This is a genomic window from uncultured Tateyamaria sp., from assembly GCF_947496075.1.
Taxonomy (GTDB): domain Bacteria; phylum Pseudomonadota; class Alphaproteobacteria; order Rhodobacterales; family Rhodobacteraceae; genus Tateyamaria.
Window position 1 is genome coordinate 128,138 of sequence record NZ_CANMBJ010000002.1, and the last position, 22,502, is coordinate 150,639.

General features: G+C 57.0%; 21 protein-coding genes. 13 read left to right on the plus strand and 8 right to left on the minus strand.

Annotation, left to right across the window (positions count from 1 at the left end; translation table 11 throughout):
- Positions 1–19: 19 nt before the first annotated feature.
- The 3 genes from Q1A51_RS04520 (at position 20) to Q1A51_RS04530 (ending at position 1,897) form a co-directional block, all read left to right on the plus strand.
- The gene (locus Q1A51_RS04520) at positions 20–289 is read left to right on the plus strand and encodes a DUF2160 domain-containing protein (RefSeq protein ID WP_366869846.1); all 270 of its coding nucleotides are present in this window, start codon (positions 20–22) and stop codon (positions 287–289) included.
- Between the two features lie 80 nt (positions 290–369).
- Positions 370–765: a BlaI/MecI/CopY family transcriptional regulator gene (locus tag Q1A51_RS04525; RefSeq protein ID WP_189370976.1), complete on the plus strand. Its 396-nt coding sequence runs from the start codon at positions 370–372 to the stop codon at positions 763–765.
- Positions 752–1,897: a M56 family metallopeptidase gene (locus Q1A51_RS04530; RefSeq protein WP_299599406.1), complete on the plus strand. Its 1,146-nt coding sequence runs from the start codon at positions 752–754 to the stop codon at positions 1,895–1,897. Before Q1A51_RS04525 ends, Q1A51_RS04530 begins: the two co-directional genes overlap by 14 nt.
- 3 nt (positions 1,898–1,900) lie before the next feature.
- On the opposite strand, the gene Q1A51_RS04535 is transcribed toward Q1A51_RS04530, so the two are convergent.
- On the minus strand, positions 1,901–2,956 hold the full coding sequence (locus Q1A51_RS04535; protein WP_299599404.1) for a LacI family transcriptional regulator: 1,056 nt from the start codon (positions 2,954–2,956) through the stop codon (positions 1,901–1,903).
- 187 nt (positions 2,957–3,143) lie between these two features.
- Between Q1A51_RS04535 and Q1A51_RS04540 the strand changes: the two genes are divergently transcribed.
- The 7 genes from Q1A51_RS04540 to Q1A51_RS04570 all read left to right on the plus strand — a co-directional run bounded on the left by Q1A51_RS04540 (position 3,144) and on the right by Q1A51_RS04570 (position 11,602).
- On the plus strand, positions 3,144–4,370 hold the full coding sequence (locus Q1A51_RS04540; protein ID WP_299599403.1) for an ABC transporter substrate-binding protein: 1,227 nt from the start codon (positions 3,144–3,146) through the stop codon (positions 4,368–4,370).
- A 68-nt stretch (positions 4,371–4,438) separates the two neighbouring features.
- Entirely contained in the window at positions 4,439–5,341 is a 903-nt protein-coding gene (locus Q1A51_RS04545; RefSeq protein WP_299201576.1) for a sugar ABC transporter permease, read from the plus strand.
- Positions 5,342–5,396: 55 nt separating this feature from the next.
- Positions 5,397–6,224 carry a carbohydrate ABC transporter permease gene (locus Q1A51_RS04550; protein WP_366141792.1) on the plus strand — a complete coding sequence of 276 codons (828 nt, stop codon included), beginning with the start codon at positions 5,397–5,399 and terminating at the stop codon, positions 6,222–6,224.
- A gap of 3 nt (positions 6,225–6,227) precedes the next feature.
- A complete protein-coding gene (locus tag Q1A51_RS04555; RefSeq protein WP_299599402.1) occupies positions 6,228–7,301 on the plus strand; it encodes an ABC transporter ATP-binding protein in 1,074 nt (357 codons plus the stop codon).
- A gap of 6 nt (positions 7,302–7,307) precedes the next feature.
- On the plus strand, positions 7,308–9,698 hold the full coding sequence (locus Q1A51_RS04560; RefSeq protein ID WP_299599401.1) for a glycoside hydrolase family 2 protein: 2,391 nt from the start codon (positions 7,308–7,310) through the stop codon (positions 9,696–9,698).
- Positions 9,699–9,710: 12 nt separating this feature from the next.
- Positions 9,711–10,466, plus strand: coding sequence for a sugar phosphate isomerase/epimerase (locus tag Q1A51_RS04565; RefSeq protein WP_299599400.1), 756 nt, complete (start codon positions 9,711–9,713; stop codon positions 10,464–10,466).
- Positions 10,467–10,477: 11 nt separating this feature from the next.
- Complete coding sequence (locus Q1A51_RS04570) at positions 10,478–11,602, plus strand: Gfo/Idh/MocA family oxidoreductase (protein ID WP_299599399.1); 1,125 nt, start codon at positions 10,478–10,480, stop codon at positions 11,600–11,602.
- A gap of 15 nt (positions 11,603–11,617) precedes the next feature.
- Here Q1A51_RS04570 and Q1A51_RS04575 read toward each other — a convergent pair whose 3' ends face one another.
- The 7 genes from Q1A51_RS04575 to Q1A51_RS04605 all read right to left on the minus strand — a co-directional run bounded on the left by Q1A51_RS04575 (position 11,618) and on the right by Q1A51_RS04605 (position 19,323).
- A complete protein-coding gene (locus Q1A51_RS04575) occupies positions 11,618–13,111 on the minus strand; it encodes a mannitol dehydrogenase family protein (RefSeq protein ID WP_299599398.1) in 1,494 nt (497 codons plus the stop codon).
- Positions 13,111–13,884 (minus strand): L-iditol 2-dehydrogenase, encoded by a 774-nt coding sequence (locus tag Q1A51_RS04580; RefSeq protein WP_299599397.1) that lies wholly within the window; start codon positions 13,882–13,884, stop codon positions 13,111–13,113. Before Q1A51_RS04580 ends, Q1A51_RS04575 begins: the two co-directional genes overlap by 1 nt.
- Positions 13,881–14,885 carry an ABC transporter ATP-binding protein gene (locus Q1A51_RS04585; RefSeq protein WP_299201599.1) on the minus strand — a complete coding sequence of 335 codons (1,005 nt, stop codon included), beginning with the start codon at positions 14,883–14,885 and terminating at the stop codon, positions 13,881–13,883. The genes Q1A51_RS04580 and Q1A51_RS04585 overlap by 4 nt, the downstream gene beginning before the upstream one ends.
- A gap of 49 nt (positions 14,886–14,934) precedes the next feature.
- Positions 14,935–15,768, minus strand: coding sequence for a carbohydrate ABC transporter permease (locus Q1A51_RS04590; RefSeq protein WP_299201601.1), 834 nt, complete (start codon positions 15,766–15,768; stop codon positions 14,935–14,937).
- Between the two features lie 5 nt (positions 15,769–15,773).
- Positions 15,774–16,712 (minus strand): sugar ABC transporter permease, encoded by a 939-nt coding sequence (locus tag Q1A51_RS04595; RefSeq protein WP_299599396.1) that lies wholly within the window; start codon positions 16,710–16,712, stop codon positions 15,774–15,776.
- 166 nt (positions 16,713–16,878) lie between these two features.
- Positions 16,879–18,174 carry a sugar ABC transporter substrate-binding protein gene (locus Q1A51_RS04600; protein WP_299599395.1) on the minus strand — a complete coding sequence of 432 codons (1,296 nt, stop codon included), beginning with the start codon at positions 18,172–18,174 and terminating at the stop codon, positions 16,879–16,881.
- 117 nt (positions 18,175–18,291) lie between these two features.
- The gene (locus Q1A51_RS04605; protein WP_299599393.1) at positions 18,292–19,323 is read right to left on the minus strand and encodes a LacI family DNA-binding transcriptional regulator; all 1,032 of its coding nucleotides are present in this window, start codon (positions 19,321–19,323) and stop codon (positions 18,292–18,294) included.
- 208 nt (positions 19,324–19,531) lie between these two features.
- Here Q1A51_RS04605 and Q1A51_RS04610 point away from each other — a divergent pair, with 208 nt between their 5' ends.
- The 3 genes from Q1A51_RS04610 to Q1A51_RS04620 all read left to right on the plus strand — a co-directional run bounded on the left by Q1A51_RS04610 (position 19,532) and on the right by Q1A51_RS04620 (position 22,496).
- Complete coding sequence (locus Q1A51_RS04610) at positions 19,532–20,200, plus strand: DNA-3-methyladenine glycosylase I (protein WP_299599391.1); 669 nt, start codon at positions 19,532–19,534, stop codon at positions 20,198–20,200.
- 179 nt (positions 20,201–20,379) lie between these two features.
- Positions 20,380–21,318, plus strand: coding sequence for a sugar ABC transporter substrate-binding protein (locus Q1A51_RS04615; RefSeq protein ID WP_299599389.1), 939 nt, complete (start codon positions 20,380–20,382; stop codon positions 21,316–21,318).
- A 95-nt stretch (positions 21,319–21,413) separates the two neighbouring features.
- The gene (locus Q1A51_RS04620) at positions 21,414–22,496 is read left to right on the plus strand and encodes an ABC transporter permease (RefSeq protein WP_299201619.1); all 1,083 of its coding nucleotides are present in this window, start codon (positions 21,414–21,416) and stop codon (positions 22,494–22,496) included.
- The last annotated feature ends 6 nt before the right edge of the window (positions 22,497–22,502 follow it).

Genomic DNA, 22,502 nt, shown 5'->3' on the forward strand with positions numbered 1-22,502 from the left:
GCTGTGGCCGGCGTTCTGGATGGCGTGGACACCTGCGACCTTCGCCCTGTTCTGCGGTATATTTAGCGCCATTGCGATCATTGGCGTACTTGAGGTGGTCAAGTATCGCGACGGGATTGAGCGGCGGGGTATCCTTGGGTTGACGACCACCTTGGGCGATCGGCTGTTCATCTCTCTTTTGGGATCGGCGTATATCTTTCTGTTGTGGCTTGGGCTGATGGGCCAACCGCTGTGGATTCCGCTTGGCCTTGCAATCGTGTGGGGTGTCTTCTGTTTCTGGAAGGTGTGAGAAAGCGTTTTGTAAAACGAAAGAGTTCGTATTTACTCACCCGGCGTAATGAGTGAGCGATACGTCTTGGATAGGACGGTATGAGACAAAAGAAGAAAAGCGAACTGCTGACCGAGGTTGAACTGGAGTTCATGACCGAACTTTGGGATCTGGGTGAGGGCACTGTACGGGACGTTCTGGACAAGCTGCCGGAAGACCGGAACCTGGCCTACACCTCGGCCGCGACCATTCTGCGCATTCTGGAGCAAAAGGAATTTGTCACCAGCCGCAAGGATGGCAAGCGCCATGTCTTCAAGCCGACGCTGGGCAAGGATGCGTACCAGACCCGCTCACTCAAGGATCTGTCGATGAAGTTGTTTGACGATACACCCGCGTCTTTGGTCGCGCGATTGGTCAACGATGATGCACTGACAGAGGAAGCATTGGGGCAAATCCGGGCGCTTGTGGATCGGAGGTTGAAAAATGATTCCGGGTGACGCGCTGCTCGACGCATTCATTAATGCCAATATTCTTTTTGTTGTGGCCTACGGCCTTTGGTACGCCGCACGCTTCCTGTTTTACCGGTTGGGTTTGACGCACAGCTACGCAACGCAATTGCGGCTGCTGAACAGTGTTTTTCTGGCCATCGTTTTCTCTCCGTTCCTTATTCTTTTGTTCACGACCCTGCAGTCGAATGGCTATGCCAAGGCCGTGAACGTCAACCTGTCGGATATGGTTGTGGCCTATTATCTGAACGGTGGGTTCAGCATGCAGGCGACCGAGTTCGAGAAGCTCGTGAATATGCGGGACACGTTCCTGAGCAATGTAACCAATGCTGTTGGATGGGGGGCCTGGACGGTCATTGCAGCGTTCTTTATTGGTCTGATTGTCGGAACGGTGCGCTTGGTGTTTTCGATGTTCTGCCTGTTTCGCATCGTGTCCGCCAGCTACGCATGGCGCAGGTTCGGGCGTGTTCGACTGCGTTTGTCCGACAAGACGTTGGTTCCGTTTTCGACACGAGGCCTCTGGTGCTACTACGTTGTCATTCCATCGCACATGCTTGGCCAGCCTAAGGAACTAAGTGTGACGTTGGCGCACGAGTTACAGCACTTGCGTCAGGGCGATATCGAATGGGAGATTGTGCTGGAAGCGCTGAAGCCTTTCTTCTTTCTCAACCCTGCCTATCATGCCTGGAAGCGACAGGTGGAAAACCTGCGCGAGTTTGCCTGTGATACAGAAGTGCTGACGCGCGGCCGGATCGATGTACGTGCATATTGCGATACGTTGCTGTCTGTTTGTCAGCAGACCCTTAGACGCGACCGCATGTTTGTGGTCGCCGTGCCAAAGGTCACATTAGTCACCGCTGATCGGTCGGCCCTGCGCGATGGGCGTATGACGTTCCTTGAACGGCGGATCACCTCGCTTCTTGATATGCGCCATTTGCGCCACCCTCGCTTGTTGTTTCTGGCGACATTGTTGCCCCTGATCGCAGCCATCATGCTGACGGCCATGGCCATTCAAAGGCCAGGGGATTGGAGCCAGGATAGATTGATGCTGTCGACAGTCGTCAATCTTGAACGGCTGGATGAGATCAACCGCCTCTCGACGTTTGGGCGCATTCGGAACTGACGCCTAGCGGTCTACCTTCCATGCACTGTTGTCTGGATAGACCAACCGTTGCATGGGAGGCTCGTCGGGATGGCTGATCCTGTGCATGAGTGCGCGGGCCAAGAAATCTCCGGCCTCGTCCACGTTTTCCTCGAGCACCAGAATGCCCGGCCGAAATCGGCGTAGGAAACTCACTGCCTCTTTCGCGGCAATGTCGAAGTCCTGTTCCAGCACCAGCCCCAGTCTTTCAAGCGCGGAAACCATTGTGACACAACCACCTATGCTGGGTGCAATAAGGGCATCGGGCCGGTCAGCTTGATGGAACAAGGTTGTCATCGCCTGTTCCACAATCGGGACGGTGCTATGTGATGTTGCCCCTTCGATGACAGAGAACTGCACACCTTCATCCGAGGCGGCGGCACGCGCGCCTTCTATCATGTTCTGTGCATAACCTTGGGTTTGTGGTGGTGCCAGCATCGCAATATGTTTCCGCCCCCGTTCCGCCAACGCTTTGATGGCCAATGAGCCAAAGGCGGTGTTGTCATAGTCGAAATAGGCATGCTGCTCGGACAGGGCCGTCCGTCCGTGTGATACAAAAGGAAATCTGTTTTCCAACATGTAACGCACGCGGGCATCGTCCGGTTCGGTCTGGTTGATGATGAGCCCGTCCGCCGATCCGGTTTCGACGATGTAGCGGATGGGAACCATCGGATCCTCATCGGGAAAGTAGGGCGTGATGATCACGTGATATGGCGTGCCTCGTAAGGCGGATGTGACAGCTGAAATCAGGCGCCCGGTGTTGTTCATCGCGTCGTGTTCGGTCGACATCACGAGCGAGATCACGTTGGTGCGTCCGGTGCGCAGGCGCACGCCGGCGCGGTTGGGGCGATAGCCGATCTGGTTCGCGATGTCGCGGATGCGTGTCTTTGTATCTTGCCGGATATCGGGGGCATCGGCGAGGGCTCGTGACACGGTTGGAACGGCAAGGCCAGACAGCCGCGCAATTGTTTTCAACGTCGGTCGCTCACCTGGTGCAAGTTCAATTTTTTTGGGTGTCTCCGATGTGCCTGATTTGCTCATTCCGGCCCCCTTACGGTACGCAAACGCGATTCTGACCTGTGTCGCCTCACGTTCAATCATAACGGAATCAACCCGTTACATATTCGTCGATGATTAATTCGAGCCATAGCAAAATTCTAGCTTGATCGAAAAATCTAAATCGTTGTAGCAATTACTATAACGATTTAGAAGTCAGGGAGGACTCAATATGAAAATAATCGCAAAACTGATGGCGTCCGCTGCACTGTGCACGGCGTCCATGGCGCATGCCGGCGAACTTGAAGTGACGCACTGGTGGACATCGGGTGGCGAAGCTGCGGCCGTTGCCGAGTTCGCAAAAGCGTTTGACGCGACCGGCAACACGTGGGTTGACGGTGCAATTGCCGGGTCTGGCGGCACAGCCCGTCCGATCATCATCAGCCGCATTCTGGGCGGTGACCCGATGGGGGCCACGCAGCTGAACCATGGTCGCCAAGCCGAAGAATTGATCGAGGCTGGTCTGATGACCGATCTTACAGAACTGGCCGAGGCAGAAGGTTGGAAGGATCTGGTCAATCCGTCCTCACTCCTGGATGCCTGCACCTTTGAAGGGCGCATCTATTGCGTTCCCGTGAACATCCATTCGTGGCAGTGGATCTGGTTGAGCCATGACGCCTTTGCCAAGATCGACACACCCGTGCCCTCTGACTGGAGCGAGTTTGCCGCCGCCGCGCCCAAGCTGGAAGAGGCGGGTATCGTGCCTCTCGCCATGGGCCAGCAGGGCTGGCAGCAGAATGGTGCCTTTGGTGTGATGACCATTGCGATTGCGGGTCTGGATGCATGGCGCAAAGTTGTGGTCGACAAGGATGCGGATGCCGCCCGCGGACCGGAATACGCTGCTGTGTTCGAAGCGGCAGTCGACGCGCGCAACTTCGCCGCCAACTCAAACGTACAGGATTGGAATCTGGCGACGAACATGGTGATCACCGGCAAAGCCGGGGCTCAGATCATGGGCGACTGGGCGCAGGGTGAATTCCAGATGGCTGGTAAAGTTGCCGGTGAGGATTACACGTGCCTGCCGGGTCTTGGTGTGAACGAAATTCTCGATACCGGTGGCGACGCGTTCTATTTCCCTGTCATCGACAACGAGGATACGAAAGCAGCGCAGATGGCGCTGGCCTCCACCCTGATCTCGCCCGAAGTGCAGGTGGCCTTTAACCTTAAGAAAGGTTCGCTGCCCGTGCGTGGCGATGTGGATCTGAGTGCTGCGAATGACTGCATGCAAAAGGGTCTCGATATCCTCAAGGCGGGTGGGATCATGCCCTCGGGCGATATGAACCTGACGGCCGACACGCAAACGCAGATCGAGGATCTGATGGCCGAATTCTGGACCTCCGACATGTCGGCGGATGACGCGCAGGAGCGTTACGCCGATATCATCGCGTCCGCAGAGTAAGGGCGCACCTCCCAGCCACCTGCCCGGGTTTCCGGGCAGGTGCACATTTGCATGTAACGGGGTGTGTCATGTCTTCTTCTTCGAATGCGCGGAAGCCCTCCGGGTTGTTCCGCAACCTGTCGGCCAAGATTGCATCGGTGCCGATGGTCCTGACGGCGTTGGTCGTTTTTGTCGGCGGGACAGCGTGGACGGTGTTGTACTCTTTCACGTCGTCCAAGCTGCTGCCCAAGATGAATTTTGTCGGGTTGGACCAGTATGAACGGCTGTGGAGCACGCGGCGCTGGTTGATCTCGATCGAAAACCTGGCCGTCTACGGTTTCTTCTCGATGATCTTCACGTTGGTGATCGGGTTTACGCTGGCCGCTTTGCTGGATCGCAAGATCAGGGGTGAAAACGTGTTTCGCACCATTTTCCTCTATCCTTTCGCCCTTAGTTTTGTGGTCACGGGATTGGCGTGGCAATGGATCCTCAACCCTGATCTGGGGGTTCAGAGTGTCGTGCGGTCGCTGGGTTGGGAAAGCTTCACCTTCAATCCACTGAATGACCCCGACATCGTGATCTATGGCATCCTGATTGCGGGATTGTGGCAGGGAACAGGCCTGATCATGGTGATTATGCTGGCCGGTCTGCGCGGGATTGATGAAGACATTTGGAAAGCCGCCCGCGTTGACGGCATCGGTACCGTCAAAACCTATATTCGCGTCATCATTCCAATGATGCGCCCCGTGTTTGTGACGGCGCTGGTCTTGATCGCCTCTGGCATCATCAAAATCTATGATCTGGTCGTCGCCCAGACCAATGGCGGTCCCGGCATCGCGTCCGAAGTGCCGGCAAAATACGTGATCAACTACATGTTCCGCGCCCAGAATCTGGGTCAGGGCTTTGCCGCCTCGACCATGATGCTGGTCAGTGTGATCGTCATTCTGATCCCGTGGGCCTACTTAGAATTTGGAGGGAAGAAACGTGGTTGACGCTGTGATCCCACGCGGACCAAAACCCCGCCCCCGCTTTTCCCGAACCAATATCATGCTTTACGGCACCCTGATCGTGGTCGCTGCGTACTACGCTCTGCCGCTGTATGTGATGATTGTCACGTCGCTGAAAGGCATGCCGGAAATCCGCATCGGCAACATCTTTGCCCCACCGGTCGAGGTCACATACCAGCCGTGGGTGAAGGCGTGGTCCGAAGCCTGTACGGGCATCAATTGCGAGGGGCTGAGCCGCGGCTTTTGGAATTCGGTCCAGATCCTGATCCCCTCTGTGATCCTGTCCATCGCGATTGCATCCGTGAACGGCTACGCGCTGGCAAATTGGAAGTTCAAAGGGTCCGAGGTGTTCTTCACCATCCTGATCCTAGGGGCCTTCATCCCCTATCAGGTGATGATCTACCCGATTGTGATCATCCTGCGTGAGATGGGGCTGTACGGAAACATCTGGGGGCTGGTGATGGTGCACACGGTATTCGGTATGCCCATCCTGACGCTTTTGTTCCGCAACTACTTCACCTCGGTGCCGGAGGAGCTGTTCAAAGCCGCCCGCGTCGATGGGGCCGGGTTCTGGGGGATTTACTTCCGCATCATGCTTCCCATGTCCCTGCCTATCTTCGTGGTGGCAATCATCCTGCAGGTCACGGGCATCTGGAACGATTTCCTGTTCGGCGTGATCTATACCAAACCCGCCGATTATCCGATGACCGTGCAACTCAACAACATCGTCAACTCGGTGCAGGGCGTTAAGGAATACAACGTCAACATGGCCGCCACTCTGCTGACCGGTCTTGTCCCCCTCATCATCTACTTCGCTTCCGGCAAGCTGTTTGTTCGGGGCATCGCCGCTGGCGCGGTGAAAGGCTGATCCATGACTTCTGTACTTGTCAAAGACCTGACCCTGAAATTCGGCGCGCTGACGGTGCTGGACAACCTCAACATCGACATTCCCGAGGGCGAGTTCCTTGTGCTGCTGGGCGCGTCGGGCTGCGGGAAATCCACCTTGTTGAACTGCATTGCGGGGCTGCTGGATCCTACCGATGGCGAAATCCACATAAACGACCGCAATGTCACATGGGAGGAACCGTCAGGCCGAGGCATCGGCATGGTGTTCCAGTCCTATGCGCTCTATCCGCAGATGACGGTCGAGGGGAACCTGTCCTTTGGCCTCAAAAACGCGCGAATGGCCAAGGCCGAGATCAAAAAGCGTGTCGCGCGTGCTGCCGAGGTGTTGCAAATCGAGCCGCTTTTGCATCGCAAGCCAGCCGCTCTGTCCGGGGGACAGCGTCAGCGTGTCGCCATTGGGCGGGCCTTGGTTCGTGACGTGGACGTGTTCCTGTTCGATGAGCCATTGTCGAACCTTGATGCCAAGCTCCGTGCCGATCTGCGGGTCGAAATCAAACGCCTGCACCACAACCTGAAAAACACCATGATCTATGTGACCCATGATCAGGTCGAGGCGATGACACTCGCTGACCGGATCGCAATCATGAAGGGTGGGATCATCCAGCAATTGGATACACCGACCGAGATCTACAATCGTCCGCGGAACAAGTACGTGGCCGGGTTTATTGGGAGTCCTGAGATCAATTTCTTCGAAGGTGAGGTTGAACAAGGTGCTTTCGCCACCGGCGGAGAGCGGTTTTCATTGGATGGTTATGCGTTCCAAGGTGCCGCGACAGGAGGCTCTGCCTGGTTGGGTATCAGGCCCGAGCACATCCTGTCCGGAGATGCCGCCAAAGACTTGCCTGTGACGGCTGAAGTGACAGTGGACATCGTTGAACCGATGGGGTCGGACACGTTGGCATGGGCCACCTTGGCCGGAGTGCCTTTGCGGATCCGTATGGATGGGCAAGCCGCCGTTTCAACGGGCGATCGCATCCTGATCGGTTTCGATCCTGCGCGCGCGTCCATGTTCGACAAGTCGACCGAGGAAAGGCTCTGACGCTTCATGCTTGACCTCAGTGGCCAATGGCACCTGTCGGACGAGACGGGTCAGTATTCTGCGCCAATGTCGCTGCCCGGCGACGGGATCAGTGCATTGCGGGCCGCGGGCATTATTCCCGATCCTTATTGGGGGCAGAATGAATATGACCTGCGCTGGATTTCGGACCGCGACTGGCTGCTGACCCGGACGTTCCAGGCCACTGGACGAAACGTGACACTGGTCCTGTCGATGCTGGACACGGTTGTTGACGTGTCATTGAACGGGCAGACAGTTCTGCAAGCCAACAGTATGTTCCGTACACATCGCGTGGACGTCTCTGAAGCGTTGATCCTGGGCGAAAACGTGATCACGCTACATTTTCGATCTGCGCCACGCGCGGCCAAGGCGCTTGCCGATGCGCAACCGTTTCCAGTGCCGTTTCAGGCTGACAATTGCCCTATCCCTCATGGCAACATGCTGCGCAAACCGGAGTGCGATTTTGGCTGGGACTGGAACATTGCGCTCGCACCCTTCGGCATGTACGGAGATATCCGGTTGGAACAGCACGGGCCGCGTATTTCCGCCATCGCGGTTGCTCAAGATCATAACGCGACCGGGGCAACGGTCACCGCGACTGTCCAGACCGAAGGGATTGACGACGGTGCAGACCTGCGGGTGTCGTTGTGTGGGCAGGAGGCCTGCGCACCGGTCATATCCAACACTGCAACAGTGTCGCTGAAATTTGATAGCGCCGAGCTTTGGTGGCCTGCTGGCCATGGCAAGCAGGCACTGCATGTGCTGACAGTGGCTGTTGGCGACCTGACTGCAACGCGCCGCATCGGTTTTCGAGATGTTCAGCTTGTGACCGCCAAGGACGAGACGGGCACAGGTTTTGCTCTGCATGTGAATGGGCGCCCCGTTTTTGTGAAAGGGGCGAACTGGATACCGGCGGATGCTCTTGGATCTGCGATCACGCCTGACATCTGCCGTGATCTGCTTCAGTCGGCCGTTGATGCCAACATGAACATGATCCGGGTTTGGGGTGGTGGCCGGTACGAGCCTGACTGGTTTTATGACCTGTGCGATGAGTTGGGCCTGCTGGTCTGGCACGACTTCATGTTTGCGTGCCACCTCTACCCGGCGACTGATGACTTTCTGGCAGCTGTAGACGCCGAGGTGCGCGAACAGGTTGCGCGTCTGAACCACCATGCCTGCATTGCATTGTGGTGTGGCGACAACGAATTGCTGGGTGCGTTGAACTGGTACGAAGAAAGCCGGCAAGATCGTGATCGCTATCTCGTTGCATACGACCGGTTGAACAGAACACTTGAGAAAGCTCTGCGAGAGACCGCACCGCATGCCATCTGGTGGCCGTCCAGCCCATCGCCGGGCCCGATGAGCTTTGGTGACGCGTGGCATGATGACCGGTCCGGCGACATGCATTTCTGGTCCGTTTGGCACGAAGGGCGGGACTTTGATCACTACCGTGATGTGTCGCCAAGGTTTTGTTCCGAATTCGGGTTCCAATCCTATCCATCCATGGACGTGATCCGGCGCTTTGCCGGTCCCGCTGATTTCAACATTGCCGCCCCAGTGATGGAGAGCCATCAGAAGAACGCAGGCGGCAACGCGCGGATTGCCGAGACGATGTTCCGCTATTTCCGTTTTCCGGTTGGTTTCGAGAACTTCGTCTATCTCAGCCAGGTCCAGCAGGCGCTCGCGATCAAGACTGCAGTAACCCATTGGCGCAGCCTAAAGCCGCATTGCATGGGCGCACTGTACTGGCAGCTGAATGACACCTGGCCTGTGTGTTCGTGGTCCAGTCTGGATCACGGCGGGGGTTGGAAACTGCTGCACCACGTCGCGCGTCGTTTCTATGCCGATGTCATTGTGTCGGCCGTTCCCACCGCAGACGGTGTGGAACTGCTTGTCGTAAACGATCAGCCCGACGCCGCGCAGGTAGAGGTCGAAGCCTTTGCTGTGTCCATGGATGGTCGGATGCGGAACGTAGGGACAGCATCTGTCGAAGCCTGCGTCGACACCGCCATTTCAGCACTTGTTGTTCCGCGAGCCGCTCTGAACGATGACGAGATACTGATGTTTGATTGGGCCGCGAATGACAGGCCGCGTCAATCCGATCACTTCGCGGCGCGCCCTTACAAGGCGTATAAGCTCGGACCCGCCAGTATCTCGACCGAAATTACTGAACAGGACGGCCAATATGCCGTCACGCTGACGTCCGCCGCGCTTGCCCTGTACGTTGCCGTCGAGGCGGACATGCCTGGACGTTTCAGCGACAACGCCTTTGATCTGCTGCCGGGCCGACCTGTCACCATAGAGTTCACGCCGGCTGACCCGAGCGTCACCACGGAATTCACAATCCGTGATCTTCATTCCGCCACTCACCATATATGAAAGGCTACCGACATGACCGCATTGTCTTACCAGCTCTACAGTTCCCGCCTGTTTCCGCCGCTTGAGGATACGCTCAAGATGCTGGCCGAGATCGGATATGCGCATGTTGAAGGCTACAGCGCGTTACTCGCGGACAGTGCAGGAGTCGATGCGCTTGAACGTGGGTTGCAAGCACACGGGCTGGCGATGCCCAGTTGCCATGTTGGTCTTGATATGTGTGAAAAAGATCCCGGTGCCGTGGCGCAGCTCGCGTCGCGTTTCGGGATCGAAACGATCGTCATTCCATACATTCAGCCGGATGACCGCCCGACTACGGCTGACGGGTGGCGCGCCTTTGGGCAGCGGCTGGCTGCGGTCGCGCAGGAGCTGTCGAAGTCCGGTTTGAAACTTGCCTATCACAACCATGATTTCGAATTCGTACCACTTGCCGACGGGCCGCTGCCAATGGACCTGATCCTCGAAAGCGCGCCCACCGTGTTGTTTGAGTATGACGTCGCATGGGCCGTGCGCGCGGGTGCCGATCCAATGATCCCCGTTGCAAAGTACGGATCGCGGATCGCGATTGCGCATCTCAAAGACATTGCGCCTGACGGTGAGGCCCAAGACGAAGATGGCTGGGCCGATGTGGGGCATGGGATCATGGATTGGTCATCGCTCTTCCAATCGCTGCGAGCTGCAGGCACGCGACATTTCGTGATGGAACACGACAACCCCAGCGACCACCGCCGTTTTGCGCAACGTGCGTTCGACGCCACACAGACATTTTAAGGGAGACTTCGATGCAAGGCATTGGAATCATTGGATGTGGTAACATCTCGACCGCCTATCTGACGCTCGCGCCCCTGTTCAAAGGGCTGGAGGTGCGTGCGGTTGCGGACCTCAACATCGAAGCGGCCAATGCGCAGGCAGTAGCATTCGATGTTCGCGCGCACACTGTAGAGGATCTTTTGGCGGCGGACGACATCGACATCGTTGTGAACCTCACAATCCCCGACGCGCATTTCGAGGTGACGCGTGCGATCCTGCAGGCAGGTAAGCACGCCTATTCAGAGAAGCCGATCGTGCTGACCCAAGCGCAGGGCGAGGAACTTCGTACGTTGGCAGCAGCGCAGAACCTGCGCATCGGCTCTGCGCCGGACACATTCCTGGGCGGAGCTCATCAGACGGCGCGAGCGGCATTGGATGCGGGCCAGATTGGGGATGTGGTCGCGGGCACAGCACATGTGATGAGCCATGGGATGGAGCATTGGCATCCGAACCCGGACTTCTTCTTCCTGCCGGGTGCCGGGCCAATGCTGGATATCGGCCCATACTATGTGACCAACCTGATCCAGTTGCTTGGTCCGGTGCGTCGGGTCGGTGCGCTGACCACAACACCTGCAGACACAAGAACCATCCTGTCCGAACCGCGCCGTGGCGAAGTGATTCCGGTCAAGACACCGACCAACATCCATGCATTGCTGGACTTCCATTCCGGGGCAAGCATCACTTTGTCGACGTCGTGGGATGTTTGGGCGCACCGGCATGGGCATATGGAGCTTTATGGAACGTCGGGCAGCATGTTCCTGCCTGATCCCAACTGGTTTTCGGGGGAAGTTGAGATCGTGAGTGCCGAGGGCGAGACGACCGCTCTTGAAACGGAGACGCACCCATTCGGAATTCCCAATCAAGAAAACAACGGCGTTGCAAAGGCCAATTACCGCACTGCCGGGCTGGCCGACATGGCTGCGGCGATGAATGCGGATCGACCACATCGCTGCTCGCTAGAACTGGCCCTGCACGCCGTGGATGTGATGACCTCGATCCTTGAGGCCGGGGAACGCGGCGAAATGGTTACGCTGACCACCACTTGTGAAAGGCCCGAGCCGCTTACCGCAGATGCGGCGCAGGCCTTGCTAAAATAGGAACGGTCAGGCGCTTTACGCAGTGTATGCGTTGAGCGCCGCCTCGACCCCGTCTGACCAGATCAGGCGCAACCATGTCTCAAACTGCTGGCTGAAATCGGGGACCTGAGCCAGCTCCTGATAGTATTGGGTTTGTGCCAGCCATGCTTGGGGGTTGGTCTTTGCCTTTTGGGCGGCAATGGTCAGGGTTTCCCAATGCGGATCATTGCTTTCAATTGCACTTCCGTCTTCGCGTGTGCCGGCGCACATGCGGGCCCAAAGCGCCTCGACAAGGCTGAGCCCGGCAATGGCGCCGTTTGCCTGAATGGCATCCCGTAGGATCGGCAAGACAAAGCCGGTGTGGCGGGATGAGCCGTCAAAGGCTACGCGGCGTGTGGTGTCCCGGATGGCATTGTTGGCAAACCGCGGTTCAATTAGGTCAACGTAAGCCGCTGGCGTAAACCCGGGCACTTCGGCGACATGAGGCACTATTTCGTCCATCTGCACCTTGCGGAAAAACCTGCGCAGGGTCGGGTGGGCCATGCAATCGGCGATGGTTGCCAGTCCCAACAACTCACCTGCATTGGCCAGCACCTGATGACCTGCGTTAAGGATGCGGATCTTCATTGCTTCGTATGCATGAACCTGGTCCGTAAAGATGGCACCAGCCTTGTCCCACTCCGGACGACCCGCACAGAATGCATCTTCGATCACCCACTGTCGGAAGTTTTCATGGGTCACGGGCGCTGCGTCATTGATACCAAGCTGGGCGGCGAGCGCAATTTCGTCAGCGCCAGTGGCAGGCACGATGCAATCCACCATTGAGTTGGGGAATGTGGCATGGGTTTCGAGCCAGTCCGCCAAATCCTCGTCCGTTGCGCGGGCCAGTGATACGACAATCGTTCGAAGGATATCGCCATTCCCCTGAAGGTTGTCACAACTTTGGCTGGTGAATGGCCCATGGCCGGCGGCCTTGCGTTTTGACAGCGCTGCAACAATCGCGCCAAACGCAGTGCAGGGGGAATCCGGGTGAGCAACGTCGTGCACGATGTCCGGATGCGTGAGGTCGAGTCCGCCAGTCTTGGGATCGACATAGTAGCCACCCTCGGTGACGGTCATGGCGACGATCCGGACATTCGGGTTGGACATCGCCGCAATCAGATTGGCGTTGTCAGGTTCAACCGGCAGGAAGTCGATCATGGATCCGACCACCTCGGCAGAGGTCCCACTTGGGTCAAGCTCAACCAACGTTGTCAGACAGTCTTGCGCCAGCAGCTTTTCCCGCATGATAGCATCACCTGGGCGCACACCTGCGCCAATGATTGCCCAGTCCTGCGCTAAACCGGCCTGCATGAGCCGGTGCAGATACCACGCCTGGTGCGCCCGATGAAAATTGCCAACGCCTATGTGGACAATGCCGGGCCGCAGCATCGACCGGTCGTATGTCGGGCTCAGGACGCCGCTGGGCAGCATTGCAAGCGCCGCGTCCGTGAGTGGTACGGCGTGCCGTCTTTCTGAACCATCTGCCATCAGCTCATCCATTGTCCGCCATCAACGTTGTAGCATTGGGCGACGATGTATTCGGCCTCGTCGCTGGCAAGGAACACGGCCATGCCGGTCAGATCCTTGGCTGTCCCCATACGGCCATAGGGAACGGCGTCGCCCACTTCCTTCTTCTTTTGCCCCGGTGCTTTGCCCTCGTATTTGGCAAAGAACGCATCGACCCCATCCCAGTGTTCGCCATCCACCACACCCGGCGCTATGGCGTTCACGTTGATGCCGTGCTGGATCAGGTTCAGCCCGGCAGATTGGGTCAGCGAGATAACGGCGGCCTTGGTCGCGCAGTAAACCGCAACCAAAGGTTCCCCCCGCCGCCCGGCCTGGCTTGCCATGTTGATGATCGCCCCTTTGGTCCCCGTGTCGATCATGTGGCGTGCTATGGCCTGTAGAGTGAATAACGTGCCCGTGACATTGATGTCGAACACGCGCTGATAGTCGTCGCGCGTGATTTCAGTAATCGGAGCGGCAGAGAAGATGGCCGCGTTGTTGATCAGAATGTCGATAACACCAACATGTTCGATAGCAGCGGCAAGGCCTGCATCAATGCTGGCCTGATCCGTCACGTCCAAATGTACCGAAAACGCACCATTCCCCAGTTGAGATGCCGTTTCGGCCGCCCGTTCGGTGTCGATATCGGCGATGACCACACGCGCGCCCTCGCGCAAATACGCTTCGGCAAAGGCGCGACCAATGCCACGCGCGGCCCCGGTGATCAGTGCCGATTTACCCGCCAATCGTGTCATGCCATGCGCAATCCATCAGCGCCGAACTTGTGCAGCTTGTCCATCTGCGGCGTGAGATAGATGTCATCGCCATGCGTCACCGCGATGTCTCCGGCGATGCGCACAGTGATCATGTCAGCGAGCCCGGTGTCGTGCACGTGGATGAACGTGTCGGACCCCAGATGCTCGGCCACGCCGACCCGGCCTTTCCACTTGCCTTCGGTGGTGCTGACATCCGTGTGTTCAGGCCGGAACCCGATCGAGGTCGCCCCCAGTTTTTCCGCTTCGGGGCCATCGATAATGTTCATCTTGGGCGAACCGATGAAACCGGCCACAAAGACGTTGCGCGGAGTATGATAGAGATCTAGCGGCGAGCCGACCTGTTCGATGTTACCTGCGCGCAGTACCACGATCTTGTCGGCCATGGTCATGGCTTCGACCTGGTCGTGGGTCACGTAGATCATCGTTGTGTTCAGACGGTTGTGCAGTTCTGAGATTTCCAACCGCATACCGACGCGCAGCGCCGCATCCAGGTTTGACAGGGGTTCATCAAACAGGAACGCCGCCGGTTCACGCACGATGGCACGGCCGATGGCAACCCGCTGGCGTTGCCCGCCAGAGAGTTGCCCCGGCTTCTGCTCGAGATAATCAACAAGGTTCAGGATCTTGGCGGCCCCTTCGACTTTCTTGTCGATTTCGGCCTGGTCCATCTTTGCCATCCGCAGGGGAAAGGCGATGTTCTTGCGCACTGTCATGTGCGGATACAGGGCGTAGGACTGGAACACCATCGCCAGCCCGCGCTTTGATGGCGGCACCTGCGTTGCGTCTTCGCCATCAATCTGGATCTTACCCGATGTCGTCTCCTCCAAGCCCGCGATCAGGCGCAGGAGTGTAGACTTGCCACAGCCCGAGGGGCCAACAAATACCGCGAACTCGCCATCCTCGATGGCCAGGTCCAAGGGGGGGATCACCTGGGCATCCCCAAAGCTCTTGGTCACGTTTTCAAGTACGATACGTCCCATTGGTTTTCCTCTCATGCGCTACCGCTTTGCTACTTGAGCGCGGGCGTTCCTATTTCACGGCGCCAAAGGTGAGCCCTTGGACCAGTTGTTTTTGACAGAACCAGCCCAGCACGATGATCGGGCCAACTGCGGCGGCGGATACGGCAGACAACCGGCCGAAGAACAGACCTTCGGGTGCGCGGTTGCCTTCGATGAGTTTGGACAGGGTGGCAGCCTCGGTCGTCGTCAGGCGAACCGTCCAGTACGCTTCGTTCCAGCAGAAGATGAAACAAAGCAGCGCGGTTGAGGCGATGCCACCCCAAGCCAGTGGGATCAGGATTTCCTTGACCTCGCCCCAGGTGTTCACACCATCCATCTGGCCTGCTTCAATGATGTCCTTGGGAATCTCCTTGAAGTAGGTGAACAGCATCCAGACCACGATGGGCAGGTTGATCAGCATCAGCACTACGATCACCATGAAATGCGTGTCAAACAGGCCCAAGCTCTTGGTCAGGAACGTCATTGGATACAGCACCGCGGCGGCGGGTAGCATCTTGGTCGACAGCATCCACATCAGGACGTCTTTGGTTGCCCGCGATGGATTGAACGCCATGGCATAGGCACAGGGAATGCCGACGGCCAGTGCAAAGACTGTAGCAAAGACCGATGTGATGACCGAGTTGGTCGCAAAGCGCCAATAGTCATAGTTCTCTGTCATGTTTAGATAGTTATCGAGCGTCGGCGTGAAGAAGATCAGGAACTCGGGCTTCACCGCGTCCGCGTCCGTCTTGAAGCTTGTGAGTACCAGCCAGAAGATCGGGAAGAAGAAGATCAGACCCACGATCCAGGCCAGAACGGGCCGTCCATAGATGCTGAATTTGGTGCTGGTTGCAACAATGGCCATGGGATTTACTCCATCAATGTCTTGCCGATCATCCGCAGCAGGAAGATGGCAACAATGTTGGCAAGGATGACGGCAAAGATACCGGTAGCGCTGGCCGCACCGATGTTGTTGTTGGCGAACTCGCCAATCAGATAGGGCAGGTTCTTGTTGCCGTTGCCGCGGCTTACGATCTCGATCTCGGCGTAAAGCGACAGATGAAAAATTGCTTGGATCATCACCACGATTGCGATGGGCCGCGCAAGGTGGGGCAGGGTGAGAAAGCGAAACTGAGAGAGCGCGCCAGCGCCATCAAGAACGGCGGCCTCCTTCTGCTGCTGATCTTCGGATTGCAGTGAGGTCATGAAAATCAGGACCGCAAAGGGTGTCCACTGCCACGTCACCATAATGATTACAGCGTAGGCCGATGTCTGAGTGGCCCGGAAAGAGATGGGTGCAACGTCAGGCCATAGTGAGAAGAACCAGCCGATACCCGGTGCCCCTTGCAATGACGCGATCAGGTCATTGATGCCGTTCACGGCAAGACCCTGCAAACCCAGTACCGGATCAAGGATCATGTTGATCCACAAAACGGCATTCACGGCGGGCATTACGAAGAAGGGCGAGATCAGCAGAACCCTTACAATCCCTTGGCCAGGAAAAGCCCGGTTGATCATGACGGCGATGAGCACGCCCAGGATAACGGTCAGGAACAAGATACTTCCGACGATCAGCAGGCTGTTCTGAATTGCAAACAGGAAGTCCTTGGAATTCAGAACAAATTCGTAGTTACCGAAGCCACGCCAGTTGCTGAAGCTTGGTGTGGTCCACTCCGGCCGACGCAGGTTGTTCAGAACGTAGCGGATGAAAGAGAAGTAGAGCGTTAAGCTCAGGGGAACCAGCATCCAGATCAACAACAGCACGACAGCCGGTGTTTGAAGGAGGCGGGGAAGCTTTCTGTCAGACATAACCCTAGTCCCTAGCATCGCGCGTGTTCAGCGATTCCGTTGGATGTTGATTGCAATTTACGAGTGCCAGCCTAGGCGATTGTGGGGCTTGAGTAACCCCGATGGACCATAGGCCGGGTTAGCTGGGGGGCCCGGTTGGGCGGGCCCCCGCTAAGTCTGGGAAGACCTAGTAGTAACCTGCTTCGCGCATGACCGAGTCTGCGACTTCTTGTGCCGCAGCCAATGCGTCTTCGACCGACTTGGCGCCCGACAGTGCGGCCGACATTTCTTGGCCAAAGGCGCTACCGATTTCCGGGAATTCCGGGATCGCAACGAACTGGACGCCAACGTAGGGCTTCAGATCGGTTGCACCGGGGGCGGCGGAGTCGATTGCGGCCATCTCGGCTGCTGCAAACTTCGCCACGGCCTGGAATTCAGGGATCTCGTAGGTCGATGCGCGCTGACCTGTCGGAACCTTGTCCCAGCCGAAGTCTGGGTGGGTGCCAACGGCCTTCACGTAGTCTTTGGAAGTAGCCCACTCGATGAAGGCTTTTGCCTCTTCTGCATTTTCAGTTCCGGCGGGTACAGCCATCGCCCATGCCCACAGCCAATTCGCACCAACCGGGTTACCGGCATTTGGCGACTGTGCGTAAGCGACATTCGGGTTCTCTAGGAAAGAAGCCGCGATTGTCGCGTCGATCCACAGGCCACACTTATCTTCGTTATAGAGGGCGAGGATTTCGTTGAACGAGTTGCCTTCCGAACCGGGAGGGCCGTAGTTGCTGAGCAGGTCAACATAGAAGCTGACAGCCGCGTTCCACTCGGGCGAGTCGAGCTGCGGTTTGTAGTCTGCGTCGAACCAGCGCGCGCCGAACGAGTTGGCAACAGTCGTGATAAAGGCGGCGTTATCGCCCCAACCCGGCTTGCCGCGCAAACATGCACCGTAGATGCCATTGTCGGGGTCGTGCATCGCAGCAGCAGCAGCTTTCACGTTTTCCCAGCTGTCGTTGTCCGCAATCGTGACGCCAGCCGCATCGGCCAGGTCCTTGCGGTACATCACCATCGAGCTTTCGCCATAGAACGGTGCGGCATAGAGCTGCCCGTCGTAGCTCAGGCCTTCGCGCATTGCGGGCAAGATGTCATCGACATCGTATGCGTCGCTGAAGTCCAACGGCTCGATCCAGCCGGCTTGACCCCAGATTGGTGCTTCCTGCATGCCAATGTTGATGATGTCGTACTGGCCGCCACCGGTTGCTGTGTCGGATGTGACCTGCTCGCGCAGCACGCCCTCCTCCAGCGAAACCCATTCAAGTGCGACGCCCGTTTCTTCGGTGTAGGCTTCCGCAACTTTCTGCATGTTAATCATGTGACCGTTGTTCACGATCGCGATGGTGAGCGACTTTGCATGGCCGTCTGCCAGTGCGCCCGTTGCCGTGACAAGCGACAATGCTGTCGCCGCACGCAGTGCGTTCTTCAAGTACATCCGACTCCTCCCTATTATTGGATGTTACACAGCAAACGCTATCCGCAGACTTATCGCCGCGTCAATTTATTTTTTACGCGCGTAAAGATTTCAGTCAAAGCGCTGGAAACCAAGGCTTTAGGCAGAGTCCCGCATGATCAAGCGCGCCGAGAACAGCGTTTCTTCCCGCCTTTGGAACCGTCCTCCTGATTCGATCAGACGGAACAATGTCTCTACCGCATGGCCCGACACGCTGCCGTAATCATGCGCTGCTGTCGTAAGGGACGGGCAGGTGTAACGTGAGAACGGATGATCGTCGTGCGACGCAACGCGCAGGTCGTCACCGGTGCTGCGTCCGACCTTGTAACCGATCTCGAAACAGGCCGACAGAAATCCGATGGCCAGACGATCATTGCTGCACAGAACCGTGTTGGTGGGCAGCGCTTGCCTGTTGAGAATATCATGTGCTCCTTTGCGTCCGATCTCTTCAAACGCCCAGCCGGAGCCATCCACCTGCATCACATGTGGCTCCAGTTGCAGTCGTTCCATCATATCCAGATAGGCACGACGGCGTTTGTTTGCGTTCGGGTTGGCCGGGTGCTTCATTTCAAAAAAGCACGGCGGTTCGCCTGTTCGGCTTAGATATTCCACGGTTTGCGAAACGAAGCTGTAGTTGTCGGACCCTACAAATGCTTCGCCCATCCCATCAATGTTGCTGTCAAACAAGACCGTAGGCACATCGCGGCAAAAAGTTTCGATCGCGGATTTGTCCGATAGTCGCCCGAGAGGCGCCAATAACACGCCAGCAGGTTTGAGAGACCGCAGCGTATCCAGAATATCCTTTTCTTGCTCCGGCTCACCGTGTGAGCTGAAAAGAGAGGGAGAAAACCCAGCTTCGATACACCGCATTTCGATGACACGAACGATCTCGCCAAAGAACGGGTCGGCAAGGTATGGCACAACAATACCGATATTCTTGGTCAATTGCCGGTTCTGATTCATCGCGTAGATATTCGGGCGATAGTCGTATTGTTCGATGGCCGCCTCAATCCGTGCACGCGTGGATGCGCGAACGCTGGTCGGGTCGTTGAAGTACTTGGACACAGTCGGACGAGAGATGCCGCTGACCGAGGCGAACTCTTCCATGTTCCTGATCTTGCGTTCGCCCATTTCGCACTCCGTCCTACGCCCTGCCAGACAATGCGTCGGACTCACGTCAGATGAACGATAGAAAAAAAACTTTGCGCGCGCAAACTGCCTGGCTGCGGTGTGTGCCTAGTGCATTCATTTGCGCACCACCCCAAAGCGGAATTACGTCTACCCGGCAATTTGCACCGGCGTTTATCTTTGGGCTGCACAATGAAAAAGGAGATGGTTTATGCGCACCCTGGACGACATTCTTGCCATCAGCGCAGATCGCAAAGGCAGTGAAGATATTGTGTTTGCCGGTTTTGAGCCGCCGGTTGAACCGGATGTCCTATCGGAGATCCCTGATCACCGTTGGCTTGACGAAATGACACGCTCCATTTTTCAGGCAGGGTTCAACTGGAAGGTCGTGGAGCGTATGTGGCCCGGCTTCGAAGAGGCTTTTTATGGTTTCGATGTGGGACGCTGCGCCATGATGAGCGAGGATTGGTTTGATGAGCTTTGTGCAAACAAAGCCATTATTCGTTACCCGCAAAAAATCCGGTCTGTACAGCAGAACGCTGTCTTTATTCAGGAACAAGCTACGATCCATGGCAACTTTGGCAAAATGGTCGGCCACTGGCCTTCAGACGATTTTGCAGGCCTTTTGGATCTCCTCAAGAAAGAAGGATCGCGGCTGGGCGGAACAACAGGGCAATACTTTCTCCGATTTATGGGCGTGGACGGTTACATTCTGTCGCGCGATGTCACTGCGCGCTTGATCGCTGAAGGCGTGATTGACAAGCCGCCGACCTCAAAATCGGCGATGAAGGCGGTTCAGGAAGCAATGAACGCCTGGGTGGACCAATCGGGGCGTTCATTGAAAGAAATCAGCCGCATCCTTGCCACCAGTTGCGGTTAGCCTCGTATTTGCGGGGATTGCCCTTCATCCAAATTTTGAATGCAACCGGTTGCAAAATGCAGCGACTCGCCTATCATCGCGGTCGTTGCCAGCCGGGGACTCAGTCCGAGGAGAGACGGTTTTCGGTCGGCGGTCCGGCAAAAATGGCGTGATCCGGACACGCAACTTGGGAGGAAACCATGAAGAAATTTGTGACAGTAGGCGCGCTGGCGATGCTGATGGGTGGCACGGCGATGGCCGAAACCATTGGCGTGTCGGTGGCCCGTTTTGACGATAACGGCCTGACGATTATGCGCAATGGTATGACCGATCATATTGAAACGCTGGACGGTGTTGAACTGATCATGGAAGACGCGCAGGACGACGTTGCGCGCCAACTTGATCAGATCAACAACTTCATTGCGTCAGGCGTGGATGCGATCATCGTGAATGCGGTCGACACCAACGCGACCGAGGCGATGAGCCAAGCCGCTGCAGCCGCAGGTGTGCCGATGGTCTATGTGAACCGTCAGCCCGTTAACATGGACACGTTGCCCGAAGGCCAGGCTTTTGTGGCGTCGAACGAGATCGAATCCGGTACGCTGAAGGCCTTTGAAATCTGCAAGAACCTGCGCGCAGCAGGTAAGTCAGGTGGTGCAACAGCATACATGCTGATGGGCCAGCTTTCGAACCAGGCCGCCGTTCAGCGTTCCAAGGACGTAGAGGACGTTCTGGGTATGGACATGTGCAACTTCATCACCCTTATCGACAAGCAAACCGCAAACTGGTCGCGCGATCAGGCGCAAGACTTGATGACCAACTGGATTTCTTCGGGCGAGCCGTTTGACGCTGTTTTCGCCAACAACGACGAAATGGCAATCGGCGCGATCCAGGCGATGAAAGCCTCGGGCATCTCGATGGACGACGTTGAAGTGGGCGGGGTGGACGCCACCCCAGACGCCCTGGTTTCGATGCAGGCGGGTGATATGGACGTAACGGTGTTCCAAGATCTTGCTGGTCAAGGCGCAGGCTCGATCGATACGGCCATCAAACTGGCGGCCGGAGACGATGTTGATAAAACAGTCTTCATCCCCTTCAAGCTGGTCACACCTGACAACGTGTCCGATTTCCTGAACTAAGCTAGTGAACAGGTCAGGCGGTACTCATGTGCCGCCTGACAGACTTACCCTGACAAAAGAAGCGGCCCGATGGACCGCTCAAACTGGAGGCATCCATGGCCGACGCAACGCAGGGCACCGGCGGGCTGACATTTGACGCCAGAAAGCGCGCCTGGCCGAACGAACTCAATATCTTTTTTGCGCTGATCCTGATCATCTTCGCGTTCGAGGCGGCGGGCCAGTTGCTGCCCTACATGAACGGGCAAAGCTTTCTGTTCGATACACGCGACCGCTTCGACAGTATTTTCAACGAAGCGCGGCTGCGCATCATCATTCTTCAAGTTGCGATCATCGGGATCATCGCGTTGGGGGTGACGCAAGTGATCATCTCAGGCGGCATCGACCTCAGCTCCGGCCCCCTTGTCGGGGCAACGGCTATGATCGTGATGTCCTTTGCACAGACAGAGTTGGTCAATGGCGGTCCAAATCCCAAGGCGGTGTTTGGCGACTGGGCCTTTGACTTGCCGCTTATCATCCCATTGATTGTCGGGCTCAGTTTCGGGGCCTTTATCGGGGCCATAAACGGCAGTCTGATCGCGTACACCCGCATCCCGCCCTTTATCGCGACACTGGGTATGTTCCTAATCTGCCGTGGCATCGCACAGGCTTGGACACGCGGGCAGCCGGTGTCTTTCCCCACCGAGAGCTACGCACTGATCGGCAAGGGTATGATGCCGGTGTATCTGTTTATTGCATTGGCCATACTGTTCCATTTCATCCTGAAATACACCGTCTACGGCAAACACACCTACGCCATAGGCTCGAATGAGGATGCCGCTCGGATGTCGGGCATCAACGTCAAACGGCACAAGGTGATGGTCTATATGATCGCTTCGATGCTTGCGGCCTTTGCTGCCATCGTGCTGAGTTCAAAGAACCTGACGGCGCAGTCTGGCATGGGCATTTTCTACGAACTCTACGCCATTGCCATGGCTGTGATCGGCGGCGTTAGCCTGACGGGCGGGCGTGGGTCCATCATCGGCACCGTGCTGGGCGCCATGGTGTTCGGGGTCATCCAGTCAGGGTTCACTTACATCAAGCTCGACGCCTTCTACCAGTTAATGGCAATGGGTGGGATCATCATTGGCGCGGTCGTGCTGGACAAGGTCCGGCAGGAACGCGCGGCATCGCGAAGTTGAGGGGAA